13 protein-coding genes are annotated in these 12,108 nt (G+C 74.3%); 10 read left to right on the top strand and 3 right to left on the bottom strand.

What is annotated here, in order from left to right; genetic code table 11:
* Nucleotide 1: 1 nt before the first annotated feature.
* Nucleotides 2-970: a VWA domain-containing protein gene (locus VGP36_11645; protein ID HEV7655367.1), complete on the top strand. Its 969-nt coding sequence runs from the start codon at nt 2-4 to the stop codon at nt 968-970.
* Between the two features lie 11 nt (nt 971-981).
* Entirely contained in the window at nt 982-1,530 is a 549-nt protein-coding gene (locus tag VGP36_11640) for an NUDIX hydrolase (GenBank protein ID HEV7655366.1), read from the top strand.
* Here VGP36_11640 and VGP36_11635 read toward each other — a convergent pair whose 3' ends face one another.
* Both VGP36_11635 and VGP36_11630 read right to left on the bottom strand, forming a co-directional pair.
* Nucleotides 1,531-2,523, bottom strand: coding sequence for a hypothetical protein (locus VGP36_11635; GenBank protein HEV7655365.1), 993 nt, complete (start codon nt 2,521-2,523; stop codon nt 1,531-1,533).
* Nucleotides 2,524-2,594: 71 nt separating this feature from the next.
* The gene (locus tag VGP36_11630; GenBank protein ID HEV7655364.1) at nt 2,595-3,551 is read right to left on the bottom strand and encodes an NADPH:quinone oxidoreductase family protein; all 957 of its coding nucleotides are present in this window, start codon (nt 3,549-3,551) and stop codon (nt 2,595-2,597) included.
* A 24-nt stretch (nt 3,552-3,575) separates the two neighbouring features.
* Between VGP36_11630 and fabG the strand changes: the two genes are divergently transcribed.
* The 3 genes from fabG to VGP36_11615 are packed head-to-tail and all read left to right on the top strand — an operon-like array spanning nt 3,576 to nt 6,090.
* Nucleotides 3,576-4,280, top strand: coding sequence for a 3-oxoacyl-ACP reductase FabG (gene fabG, locus VGP36_11625; protein ID HEV7655363.1), 705 nt, complete (start codon nt 3,576-3,578; stop codon nt 4,278-4,280).
* Entirely contained in the window at nt 4,281-5,048 is a 768-nt protein-coding gene (fabI, locus tag VGP36_11620) for an enoyl-ACP reductase FabI (GenBank protein ID HEV7655362.1), read from the top strand.
* A gap of 25 nt (nt 5,049-5,073) precedes the next feature.
* Entirely contained in the window at nt 5,074-6,090 is a 1,017-nt protein-coding gene (locus VGP36_11615) for a ferrochelatase (GenBank protein ID HEV7655361.1), read from the top strand.
* A gap of 91 nt (nt 6,091-6,181) precedes the next feature.
* On the opposite strand, the gene VGP36_11610 is transcribed toward VGP36_11615, so the two are convergent.
* On the bottom strand, nt 6,182-6,934 hold the full coding sequence (locus VGP36_11610; protein HEV7655360.1) for a hypothetical protein: 753 nt from the start codon (nt 6,932-6,934) through the stop codon (nt 6,182-6,184).
* Between the two features lie 91 nt (nt 6,935-7,025).
* Between VGP36_11610 and VGP36_11605 the strand changes: the two genes are divergently transcribed.
* From VGP36_11605 to VGP36_11585, 5 genes are all read left to right on the top strand, one after another.
* Complete coding sequence (locus VGP36_11605) at nt 7,026-7,847, top strand: DUF3097 domain-containing protein (GenBank protein HEV7655359.1); 822 nt, start codon at nt 7,026-7,028, stop codon at nt 7,845-7,847.
* Between the two features lie 23 nt (nt 7,848-7,870).
* A complete protein-coding gene (locus VGP36_11600) occupies nt 7,871-8,308 on the top strand; it encodes an NfeD family protein (protein ID HEV7655358.1) in 438 nt (145 codons plus the stop codon).
* Nucleotides 8,309-8,375: 67 nt separating this feature from the next.
* The gene (locus tag VGP36_11595) at nt 8,376-9,692 is read left to right on the top strand and encodes an SPFH domain-containing protein (GenBank protein HEV7655357.1); all 1,317 of its coding nucleotides are present in this window, start codon (nt 8,376-8,378) and stop codon (nt 9,690-9,692) included.
* A gap of 393 nt (nt 9,693-10,085) precedes the next feature.
* Nucleotides 10,086-10,412 carry a hypothetical protein gene (locus VGP36_11590; GenBank protein HEV7655356.1) on the top strand — a complete coding sequence of 109 codons (327 nt, stop codon included), beginning with the start codon at nt 10,086-10,088 and terminating at the stop codon, nt 10,410-10,412.
* Nucleotides 10,413-10,693: 281 nt separating this feature from the next.
* Complete coding sequence (locus tag VGP36_11585; protein ID HEV7655355.1) at nt 10,694-12,100, top strand: hypothetical protein; 1,407 nt, start codon at nt 10,694-10,696, stop codon at nt 12,098-12,100.
* Nucleotides 12,101-12,108: the final 8 nt, after the last annotated feature.

Here is a 12,108-nt window from a genome sequence, read left to right as displayed (position 1 = left end):
GGTGACCCGTACCTTCCTCTCGCCCGGGTGGCTCTGGCTGCTCGCCGCGGTCGTGGCACTGCTCGCGCTGTACGTCGTGCTGCAGTGGCGCCGCCGGGCGTACGCGGTCCGCTTCGCGAACCTGGACCTGCTCGGCAAGCTGGCGCCGAAGCGGCCGGGCTGGCGGCGGCACCTGGCCTTCGCCGCGCTGCTGCTGGCGCTGTCCTCGCTGACCGTCGGGATGGCCAAGCCGACCAAGGACACGAAGGTCCCGCGGGACCGGGCCACGGTGATGATGGCGATCGACGTGTCGCTGTCGATGCGGGCCGAGGACGTCTCGCCCAACCGGCTGGAGGCGGCCCAGGCCGCGGCCAAGGAGTTCGTCGGGCTGCTGCCGCCGCGGATCAACCTCGGGCTGGTGACGTTCTCCGGCACGGCCACGGTCGCGGTCTCGCCGACCACCGACCGGGCCTCGGTGCTGCGCGCGATCGACGGCCTGCAGCTGGCCGAGCGGACCGCGATCGGGGAGGCGATCTTCTCCTGCCTGGACGCGGTCAAGACGTTCCAGGCCCAGCTGCAGGGGACCGATCCGACCGAGGGGAACGCGCCGGCCCGGGTCGTGCTCATGTCCGACGGCAGCAACACCTGGGGCCGCAGCCCCGAGCAGGCCGTCGGCGCGGCCAAGCAGCAGCAGATCCCGGTCTCCACGATCGCGTTCGGCACCGACACCGGGTTCATCGACCTGGAGGGCCAGCGGGTGGTGGTGCCGGTCGACCACGAGAAGCTCAAGCAGATCGCGGACGGCACCGGCGGCAGCTACTACGCGGCGGCCTCGGCCGAGGAGCTGAGCAACGTCTACCGCGACCTCGGCAGCCAGATCGGTTACACCACCGAGCGCCGCGAGATCACCACCTGGTTCGTGGGCATCGGCCTGCTGTTCGCGTTCGCGGCGGCCGGCGTGTCGTTGGCCTGGTCCAACCGATTGTTGTGACGCTGCCGGACATGGATGGTGTGGTCCGGCAGCTCTCGACCCGCGAGGTCTACCGCAACCCCTGGCTGTCGCTGCGGGAGGACGAGGTCCGCCGGCCGGACGGGTCCGACGGGGTCTACTCGGTGGTCGACAAGCCGGATTTCGCGTTGGTCATCCCGGCCGAGGCGGGCGGCTTCCACCTGGTCGAGCAGTACCGCTACCCGGTCGGCGGGCGGTTCTGGGAGTTCCCGCAGGGGACCGCGGCCGGGGGCGCCGTGCTGCCGCCGGCCGAGCTGGCCCGGGCCGAGCTGGCCGAGGAGACCGGGCTGCGGGCCGGGTCGCTGGTGCAGCTCGGCCACCTGCACTGCGCGTACGGGATGAGCAGCCAGGGGTTCGACGTCTTCCTCGCCACCGACCTGACGCCCGGGCCGACCGCGCGGGAGGTGACCGAGCAGGACATGCGGCAGCGGCTGGTCGGCCGGGACGAGTTCGAGGAGATGATCCGGACCGGGCGCATCACCGACGACAGCACGCTGGCCGCGTACGCGCTGCTGCTGATGCGCGAGGCCGGCCGGCTCTAGCTACAGCTCGAGCAGGCGGTCGACGAGGGTGCGGTATTGCCGGAGGGCGACGCGGAGGTCCTCGGTGCCGCTGGTGCCGTCCTCGGCCTGCCAGCTCTCCACCCGCTCCGAGTCCGCGATCTTGTCCGACAGCGCCGCGAGCACGTCGCGGGCGAGCTCGCCGGCGCCGCGGACGGCCTGCTGCGGGTCGTCGACGAAGTCGGCCTGCAGGTCGCGCCAGCGGTCCTTGAACGCGCCGGTGTGCTCGGCCGCCAGCATCCCGGTCCTGGCCGGGGTGCTGCCGGGCGTGGTGCCGCGGGTGGCGGTGACGGCCGGGGTCTCGGCCTTCGGGGCCGGCTTCTCGGCCGGGATCTCCGCTTCAGGAGCGGGCGTCACGGTCTCGGTGGTCGGCGCCTTGATGACCGGAGCCTCCGTGACCGGAGCCCCGCCGACCCGGGCCTCGGCGATCCGGGCCTCGGCGGCCCGGGCCTCGGTGACGGGAGCCCCGGCGGCCCGGCCGGTGGCGTCGCCGGGCCTGGCGGCGGGCTCGGCCGGCTTCGCGGTGGGCTCGGCCGGCTTCGCGGTGGGCTCGGCCGGCTTGTCAGCAGGCCTGGCCGGCGCACCCGGCGCACCCGACGTCGCCGGCGCGGATCCGAAGGCCGGGCTCGCCCCAGGCACGGCCGGCACAGGCGCCGGGGACGGGACCGCGGGCGCCGGAGCCGAAGCGGCCGGGGGAGCGACCGGCGGCACCGGGGGAGCGGAGGTCCAGTTCGACTCGCGCCACGGGCTGTCGGTGGGCGCTCCCGGCGCCCCGCCCTGCTCGCCGGTCCGGGGCAGCGGCGGCGTCACCTGGTCCTCGGCGGGCGCGGGGCCCGCTCCGCGGTAGCGCGACATCAGCGAACCGCGGCCGCCGGTGTCGTCCGGGGCCTCGCCGGCCGGGTCCTGCTCGGAGGACCGCACGGTACGGCTGTCGCGCCCGTTCGGCCCAGTGGCACCGCCCTCGAGGAACTGCATGCGGAGCACCGTAGTCGCCCCGCCGTCCCGATAGAACCCGATCGGCGCAGGTCACCCGTCCGCAGCAGCGATCACCGGCGGGGGTCGAGCACCAGCTTCCCGGTCGAGGACCGATCCCGCAGGGCACGGTGCGCGTCGGCCACGTCACCCAGCGCGTACGTCCCGCCGACGACCGCGGTCAGCCGCCCGTCGGCCAGCATCGCCAGCAGCTCGGTGATGCCCGGCGTCAGCCACCGGGCCGGGTCCCGGAAGCCGTGTGCCAGCCAGAAGCCGATCACCGCGGTCGAGTGGGCCATCAGGTTGGTCGGGTCGATGGATGCGGGGGTCTCCCGGGACGCCTGCCCGTACGTGACGAGCCGGCCGAAGGGCGCCAGCGCCCGCAGGCTGGCGTCGAACGCCGCCCCGCCGGTCATCTCCAGCACCACGTCGACCCGGCGGCCGCCGTTGGCCGCCCGCAGCGCCGCGGTGAGGTCGTCGACGGCCGGGTCGACGGCCTCGTCGGCGCCCAGCGACAGCGCCAGCTCGCGCTTCTCGGCCGAGGACGCGAGCGCGATCACCCGGCCGGCGCCCCAGGCCTTGGCCAGCTGGACGGCGACCGTGCCGACCCCGCCGGCCGCGGCGTGCACGACGACGGTCTCGCCCGCGGCCAGGTGGGCGCAGGTGCGCAGCGCGTGCCAGGCCGTCACTCCCTGCAGGACCACCGACAGCGCGGCGCCGTCGTCGACCCCGTCCGGGATCGGCCAGGTCATCACGTCCGCGGCCAGCACGCGCTCGGCGTACCCGCCGCCGCCGAGCAGGCCGACCACCCGGCGGCCGTCCGCCCCGATCCCGGCGAACTCGGCCCCCGGCACCAGCGGCAGCGTCTGCGGGGCCAGGTACGAGTCCTCGGTCTGGTGCGTGTCGGCGTAGTTCACGCCGGCCGCGGTGACCTCGTAGACCTGCCTGCCCGGGGCCGGCGACGGCTCCGGGACGTCGGCGACCTCGAGCACTTCCGGCCCACCGAACCGACGAATCTGGATACAGCGCACGCCTGGACTATAGGGTTCGCGGTCGTGACCAGATCCGTGCTCGTCACCGGCGGCAACCGGGGCATCGGCCTCGCCATCGCCCGCGCCTTCGCCGATCAGGGTGACAAGGTCGCGGTCACGCACCGGGGTCAGGGCGCGCCCGAGGGCACGTTCGGGGTGCAGTGCGACGTGACCGACAGCGCCGCAGTGGACGCCGCGTTCACCGCGGTCGAGGCGGAGCAGGGGCCGGTCGAGGTGCTGGTCTCCAACGCCGGCATGACCGACGACACGCTGCTGCTGCGGATGAGCGAGGACCAGTTCACCCGGGTCCTGGACGCCAACCTGACCGCGGCGTACCGGCTGTCGAAGCGGGCCGCGGGCAAGATGCTGCGGGCCCGCACCGGCCGGATCATCCTGGTCTCCTCGGTGGTCGCGCTGACCGGCAGCCCGGGCCAGACCAACTATGCGGCGGCCAAGGCCGGGCTGATCGGCTTCGGCCGGTCGCTGGCCAAGGAGCTCGGCTCCCGCGGCATCACGGTCAACATCGTGCTGCCCGGCTTCGTGCAGACCGACATGACCGCGGCGCTGCCGGAGGCGCAGATCGCCACCATCAAGAGCCAGGTGGCGCTGCAGCGGCTGGCGACGCCGGAGGAGGTCGCGGGGGTGGTCACGTTTCTCGCGTCGGAGGCGGCCGGCTACGTCACCGGCGCCGTGGTGCCGGTGGACGGCGGACTGGGGATGGGGCACTAGATGGGTCTGCTCGACGGCAAGCGGCTGCTGATCACCGGCGTGATCACCGACGCCTCGATCGCGTACTCGGTGGCCCGGGTGGCGATCGAGCAGGGCGCCACGGTCGTGCTCACCGGCTTCGGCCGGATGTCGCTGGTGGAGCGGGTGGCCAAGAAGCTGCCCGGGCCGGCGCCGGTGGTCGAGCTCGACGTGACCAGCCCGGAGGCGATGGCCTCGCTGCCGGAGCGGGTCCGCGAGCACGTCGACGGGATCGACGGCGTGCTGCACTCGATCGGGTTCGCGCCGGCGTCCTGCCTGGGCGGCGGCTTCCTGGACACGCCCTGGGAGGACGTCGCCACCGCGGTGCACGTCTCGACGTACTCGCTGCCGGCGCTGGCGAAGGCCGCGCTGCCGCTGCTGCCGGAGCGGGGCGGCTCGATCGTCGGGCTCACCTTCGACGCCACGATCTCCTGGCCCGCGTACGACTGGATGGGCGTGGCCAAGGCCGGGATGGAGTCGGCGGCCCGGTACACGGCGCGCGAGCTCGGCCCGCGCGGCATCCGGGTCAACCTGGTCGCGGCCGGCCCGCTGCGGACGATGGCGGCCCGGTCGATCCCGGGATTCAAGCGCTTCGAGGACGTCTGGGACGAGCGGGCGCCGCTCGGCTGGGACATCACCGACCCGGAGCCGGTCGCCCGCACCTGCGTGGCGCTGTTCTCGGACTGGATGCCGGCGGTGACCGGCGAGATCGTGCACGCCGACGGCGGGTTCCACGCGACGGGCGTGTAGCCCGGCGGTCCGGCAGGATGGACCGGTGAGCCCCGAGTACGACGCGTTGCTGCTGCTGTCCTTCGGCGGTCCCGAGGGACCCGAGGACGTCCTGCCGTTCCTGGAGAACGTGGTCCGGGGCCGCGGCGTCCCGCGGGAGCGGCTGCTGGACGTGGCCGAGCACTACACCCACTTCGGCGGGGTCTCGCCGATCAACGACCAGAACCGGGCCCTGCTGGCGGCGATCCGGGAGGTCGTCGACCTGCCGGTCCACTGGGGCAACCGGAACTGGCACCCGCTGGTCGAGGACACCGTCGCGGCGATGCGCGACGACGGCGTACGGCGGGCGCTGGTGTTCGTGACCTCGGCCTACACGTCGTACTCGGGATGCCGTCAGTACCAGGACGACCTGGTCCGGGCCCGGGCCGCGGTGGGGGCGGACGCGCCGGAGCTGGACAAGCTGCGGCACTACTTCAACCACCCCGGGTTCGTCGAGCCGGCCGCGGACGGCGTCCGGGCCGCGCTGGAGTCGCTGCCGGACGCCCGGCTGGTGTTCACCGCGCACTCGATCCCGCAGTCGATGGAGGACGCCAGCGGCCCGGGCGGGCACCTCTACTCCGCGCAGCTGCGGGAGGCGTCCCGGCTGGTCGCGGAGGCCGTCCGGGGGCCGGGCGCGGAGTTCGACGTGGTCTGGCAGTCGCGGTCCGGTCCGCCGTCCGTGCCCTGGCTGGAGCCGGACGTCAACGACCACCTCTGCGCGCTGGCCGAGGCCGGGACCGGGTCGGTGGTGGTCTCGCCGATCGGGTTCGTCTCCGACCACGTCGAGGTGCTCTGGGACCTGGACGAGGAGGCGGCGGCGACCGCGGCCAAGCTCGGGCTCGGGTACGCCCGGGCCGCCACCGTCGGCACCGACCCACGGTTCGTCGCGATGGTCCGCGAGCTCGTCGACGAGCGCCGGTCCGGGGCGCCGGCCCGCGCGCTCGGCCCGATGGGTCCGAGCCACGACGTCTGCCCGTTCGACTGCTGCCCCGCCCCCCGCCGCCGCCCGATCCCCAACCCCTGACCCGCCCGCCGAGACGGCGGCCGGCACCCGCCGCGGCCGCGCGCCCGGCACCCGCCGCGGCTCGGCCGGGCGGTCAGGGAGTGCGGAAGTCTCAGCGGTGCCGGGAGGGGACCGCGTTGTAGGCGGCCAGGCGGGCGCGGCGGACCGCGGTCACCAGCGGGCGCAGCGCGTCGTCGCGGGCCCGGGCCTCGGCCCCGTTCACGGCGCTGCCGGGCGAGTCGGCCCGGGCCAGGTCCAGCACCGCGGACAGCCGGTCGGCCGAGGCCAGCAGCCGCACCGCCCGCGCCTCGTGCCCGGGCGGCAGGTCCGGCGTCACCCCGCGGCGCATCCGGGCCAGCTCGCCGGCGACCTCGGGCCGCCAGCTGGCCACGTCCAGGGCCGCCAGCGCGGAGGCGGCGTCCCGGGTCGCGGCGGTCAGGTCGTACTCGGCCTCGGCGACGGTGAGCGGGTCCGGCGTCGGCTCCGTGATCACGTACGCCCTCCAGAGCACGCACTCGGTCCGGTCCTGCACCGACCCGTGCGAGGTCACCAGCGGCACCAGCCCGATGCCCCGCCCGACCACGGCCTCGCCCGCCGCCAGCGCGGCGGTCGTGAACGGCCCCGGGCCCGGCAGCCCGCGCGGGTCGCCCGCGACCGGCAGGACCGTACGGATGCCCTCGGGCGAGCGCTCCCGCAGCACCGGCAGGGCCCAGCCCAGCGGCTGCTCGCCCTCGACGCCCGGCAGCGCGGTCACCCGGTGCGGCTCGTCGTCGCCGGTCACCCGGCCGACCACGTCGTCGTACGCCGCCTCGCCGGCCAGCCAGGCCGACGTCCAGGCGGCGAACACCCCGGAGCGCACCCTCACGCCGGCAACCCTACGTGCTCCGTCCGACACGGCACATCGGAACCCGGCGCGCCACCCCGGACCCGTCGATCCCGGCCCGTACGGTCCGGACGTGCGCAGCGACGACTACGGGACCGACGTGCTGGCCGGTGACTGGCGGAAGAAGAAGACGATCCCGGCCGTGCCGGCCGAACCCGAAATGGTGGTCGAGGAGGCCGGTACCGGCTTCTGCGGTGCGGTCGTGGCCTGCGAGAAGGACGCGGTCACGCTGGAGGACCGGCACGGCCGGCGGCGGATGTTCCCGCTCGCGCCGGCCGGCTTCCGGCTCGACGGCCGGCTGGTCACGCTGACCCGCCCGGTCGCGGCGCCGGCGACGAGGAAGCCGGGACGTACGGCCTCCGGCTCGGTCGCCGTCGCCAACGTCCGGGCCCAGGTCGCCCGCGGCAGCCGGATCTGGGTCGAGGGCGTGCACGACGCCGCGTTGGTCGAGCGGGTCTGGGGCGACGACCTGCGGATCGAGGCGGTCGTGGTGGAGCCGCTGGACGGCATCGACGACCTGGCCGGGGCGGTCCGCGGGTTCCGGCCGGACCGCGAGCACCGCCTCGGCGTCCTGGTCGACCACCTGGTGCCGGGCACCAAGGAGAGCCGCATCGTCGCCGCGGTCACCGATCCGGACGTGCTCGTGCTCGGCCACCCGTACGTGGACGTCTGGCAGGCGGTGAAGCCGTCCTCGCTCGGCATCGCCCGCTGGCCGGTCGTGCCCCGGGGAGAGGACTGGAAGACCGGCATCTGCACCCGGCTGGGCTGGGGCGACCCGCGCGACGGGTGGCGCCGGGTGCTGGCCGCCGTCGACTCGTACGCGGACCTCGAGGTCCCGCTGCTCAGGGCGATGGAGGAATTGATCGACTTCGTGACCGTCGGCCGGTCCGGTTAGCCCGACCGTGGGAGAATGGCCCTGTGCCCGGGTGGTTGATCTGGCTTATCGCGGCCGGCGTGCTGGCCATCGCCGAGGCGCTCTCGCTCGACCTCGTCCTGATCATGCTGGCGGTCGCGGCCCTGACCACGGCGGGCGCGGCAGCGCTCGGGGCCGGTGCGGTGGTGCAGGTCGGGGTCTTCGCGATCGTCTCGCTCGGGCTCGTCGCCGTGGTCCGGCCGCTGGCCAAGCGCCGGCTGCAGGTGCCGCTGACCAACGCCCAGCGCACCGGCATCGAGGCCCTCAAGGGCCGCAACGCGGTGGTGGTGCGGACCGTCGACCAGCACGGCGGCCGGGTCAAGCTGGCGGGCGAGGAGTGGTCCGCCCAGTCCTACGACCCGCTGCAGGTCCTGCCGGTCGGGGCGACCGTGCAGGTGATGGAGATCCGCGGCGCCACCGCCGTCGTCTGGTCGCACGAGTGAGAGAACCCGGGGAACCCCGCACTGGCGCGGTTCGTCCTCCCGGCACACATAACGCACTGGAGCAGTCATGACAGCCGGCCTGATCGCCCTCCTCGTCGTCATCCTGTTCATCGTCGTGGTGCTGGTCCGCAGCATCCGGATCATCCCGCAGGCCCGGGCCGGCGTGGTGGAGCGACTGGGCAGTTACTCGCGCACGCTGTTGCCCGGCCCGCACGTGCTGATCCCGTTCGCTGACCGGGTCCGCGCCACGATCGACCTGCGCGAGCAGGTCGTCTCGTTCCCGCCGCAACCGGTGATCACCGCCGACAACCTGACCGTGAACATCGACACGGTCATCTACTTCCAGGTCACCGACCCGCGCGCGGCGACGTACGAGATCGCGAACTACATCCAGGCGGTCGAGCAGCTCACCGTCACCACCCTGCGCAACGTGGTCGGCTCGATGAACCTGGAGCAGACGCTGACCTCGCGGGACCAGATCAACTCGAAGCTGCGCGGCGAGCTGGACGAGGCCACCGGCAAGTGGGGGATCCGGGTCGCCCGGGTCGAGCTCAAGGCGATCGACCCGCCGCTGTCCATCCAGGACGCGATGGAGAAGCAGATGCGCGCCGACCGGGACAAGCGGGCGATCATCCTGCAGGCGGAAGGCGCCCGGGAGTCCTCGATCAAGACCGCCGAGGGCCAGAAGGCGGCCCAGATCCTCGCCGCCGAGGGGGGCAAGCAGTCCGCGATCCTGGCCGCGGAGGCCGAGCGGCAGTCCCGGATCCTGCGGGCCGAGGGTGAGCGGGCGGCGCGCTACCTGGCCGCCCAGGGCCAGGCCAAGGCGATCGAGACCGTGTTCGCCTCGATCCACGCCGCCGACCCGGACCCGAAGCTGCTGGCGTACCAGTACCTGCAGACACTGCCGCAGATCGCCCAGGGCGACGCGAACAAGCTCTGGATCATCCCGAGCGAGTTCTCCCAGGCGCTGCAGGGGCTGGCCGGGATCACCGGCCAGGCCCCGGCCGCCGGAGCCGAGGGCAACGGCGCCAGCTGGCTGACCGAGGCCGGCCGGTCCGGCGACGCTCCCTCGACCCGGCCGCCGTACCAGTCGCTGGACACGGAGGACTGGTTCGACTCCAAGCTGCCGCCGGCCCGGCTCCAGCCGGAGGCCGAGATCCGCGCGTCCGACCGGGACTCCGAGACGGCCGCGGCGCACTCGAACCTGTCCTTCGACGTGCCCGACGGCGCCGACGACCCGACCGACGAGGACGACGCGCCGCGCGCGCTGCCGCCCTCGCAGCCGGCGCCGTACGCCGGACCGCCGTCGGGACAGCAGCAGCCGACCCGCCACGGGCCGCCGTCCGGCGGGAACCCGGCCCAGGGCGGCCCGCCGCCGAACTAGGGCACGCCCCGCTAGTACCTCAACCTTGCCCCACCGCCCGCCTCGGGTCGCTCCGAGGCGGGCGGTGGGCGTTCGGCGGCCCACTCCCGCTACTTGTCCGGACAAGGTTGCATTTAGGCAATCCGCCGAACGGACGCACCGCGATCGGCCTTACACGGCCTTATCGGGCAGGATTCGCCGAATTCATTGACAGCATGGCGGGAGTGATTCAACACTCTGAGCGACCGCACGAAGAATGCCCCTTCGGACGGTGCTGGTGGTCAGACCCGCACCTTTCTGGAGGAACCTGTGCCTCTTCCCCGCGTCCTGTTGGCCGTTCCGCTGCTGGTGGCCGGTGCTCTGATACCCGGAGTCACCAGGAGCCCGGAGCCCGCGCCGACCGGCACCGTGGGGATGGGGCACGAGACGTTCACCGTCGCCGACGTCGACGCGGACCCCGCCGCCGGAGCCGAGGGCGACGAGTACGCGGCCGTAAAGATCCGCCGCGGTACGGCCCTCACTTTCGTCAACGACTCCCGCTGGCTGCACGTCATCGGCCCGGGCGAGGACGGCCGGATCACCTCCGAGCCCGGCGCGCCGTCGCTGGGCCCGCGCGGCGCGTTCCTCAGCCAGACCGGCCAGACGTACACGACCGCGACCTGGAACACCCCGGGCACGTACTCGGTGACCTGTTCGCTGCACCCGGAGATGACCGTCAGGGTGACGGTCACCGACTCCTAGGCGCGGCCCCCTTACCCCGGCCCGGCGCTGTCGCGACCGCCCCGCCGGCCCCGTCCCTCCCAGGCCCGAGAGGAGGTCGCCACATGTCCGCTCTCATCAGCAGCGTCAAGCACGCTCGGTACGCGATGGGCTCGCTCACCGCCGTGCTGTTCGCGGCGTGCGCCGGCGGTTCCTGAGCGAACCGGGCCGGTGCCCGTCGCGCCGGTCGGCCGCTACTCGGCCGCCGGGGGCAACGTGACGGGCGCCGGCCCCCGCCCACCTTCCGACAAGGGAGCAACAGGATGTTCGAGACCGGGGTGCGGCAGTTCCGGATGGCGATGGCGATGGTGTGGGGACACCGCATCAACCCCGACGTCGTGCACAAGCTCGTCGCGGACGCGCGCGCCACGCTGGCCGAGTTCGGCTCGCCCGGGGCGGACGTCCAGCAGCTCACCGACGGGCCGTTCGCCGACCCCGCGGCCCGGCAGGAGTTCACCGACCGCTCGGTCCGGCGAACCGCGAAGCGGCTGGCGGAGCTGTCCCCCTTCTACGCCGAGCGGTTCGCCGCCGCCGACGTGGACCCGGCCAAGGCCACCGCCGGGACGCTGGCCGGCGTCCCGGTCACGGTGAAGGCCGACCTGCGGGCCCGGCCGGCGGACTTCCGCTGCCGCGGGGTGGAGGCCGTGCTGTCCACCCGGACCACCGGCACCACCGGTCGGCCGGCCGAGGTCTGGCTGTCCGCGTACGAGACCCAGCTGTGGCCGGCGATGGCGGCCCTGTCCGGCGTGCTTCGGGCCGAGATCGGCCCCGAGGACTGCATGCAGGTCAACATCAGCTCGCGGGCGACCGCCGCCGTGCAGCAGGACGTCACGCTGTGCCGGCTGGTCGGCGCCCGCAGCCGGGTGCTCGGCGTGCTGCCGCCGGACGAGAGCCTCGACTCGCTGCTCGACGGCGGCCCGACGATGCTCGCCACCTATCCGTCGTACCTGGCCAAGCTGGTGGTCCGGGCCCGGGCCCGCGGGCTCGGACCGGCCGACTTCGCGCTGCGGCGGGCCGACGTCGGCGGCGAGGTGCTGTCCCCGGCGGTGGCCGCGGCGGCCCGGGCCACGTTCGGGCTGGACCTGGTCAACGACACGTTCGCGATGACCGAGGTGCTGCCGGTCTCCGGCCGCAGCTGCTCGCTCGGCCACCTGCATCCGGACCTCAACATGGGGCTGGTCGAGGTGGTGGCCATGGACGGGTCCGGGCCGGCCGCGCCGGGGGAGCTGGGCACGCTGGTCATCACGCCGTACTTCCCGTACCGGGACTGCATGCCGGTGCTGCGCTACGACACCCGCGACGTCGTCCGCACCCTGATCGAGCCGGCCGACTGCGAGCTGGCCGCGATCCCGGCCACCTCGGCCATCCTCGGCAAGGCCGGCGGCCTGTACGAGACCGCGGCCGGCATCGTCACCCCCCGCGAGGTGATCGAGGCCTGGGAGGCGCTGCCGTCCGCGCCCTGGCCGGCCCGGTTCCGGGCCGACGTGATCGAGGGCCGGCTCACCCTCACCGTGCCGGCGAGCGCGCTGGCCGGGATCGGCGAGCACGGCACCCGCGAACACCTGGCCGACCGCGGCCTGGACGTCGACCTGCGTCCCGTGCCCGGGAACGGCCGCGAGTTGCGGACCGTCCGGGCCGACCTGCTCGAGACCAGCTTCACCACCGTCTGAACGGAGCG

Source organism: Mycobacteriales bacterium, assembly GCA_035995165.1.
In the GTDB taxonomy this organism is placed as follows: Bacteria; Actinomycetota; Actinomycetes; order Mycobacteriales; family CADCTP01; genus CADCTP01.
This window is presented reverse-complemented; position numbering and strand designations above follow the sequence as displayed.

Bases quoted from the DNA above. Each gene is read 5' to 3' on its own strand.
- VGP36_11595 (HEV7655357.1), top strand. From the start codon at position 8,376: ATGACAGCCGGCCTGATCGCCCTCCTCGTCGTCATCCTGTTCATCGTC.
- VGP36_11585 (HEV7655355.1), top strand. From the start codon at position 10,694: ATGTTCGAGACCGGGGTGCGGCAGTTCCGGATGGCGATGGCGATGGTG.
- VGP36_11640 (HEV7655366.1), top strand. From the start codon at position 982: ATGGATGGTGTGGTCCGGCAGCTCTCGACCCGCGAGGTCTACCGCAAC.
- fabI (HEV7655362.1), top strand. From the start codon at position 4,281: ATGGGTCTGCTCGACGGCAAGCGGCTGCTGATCACCGGCGTGATCACC.
- VGP36_11635 (HEV7655365.1), bottom strand. From the start codon at position 2,523: ATGCAGTTCCTCGAGGGCGGTGCCACTGGGCCGAACGGGCGCGACAGC.
- VGP36_11590 (HEV7655356.1), top strand. From the start codon at position 10,086: ATGGGGCACGAGACGTTCACCGTCGCCGACGTCGACGCGGACCCCGCC.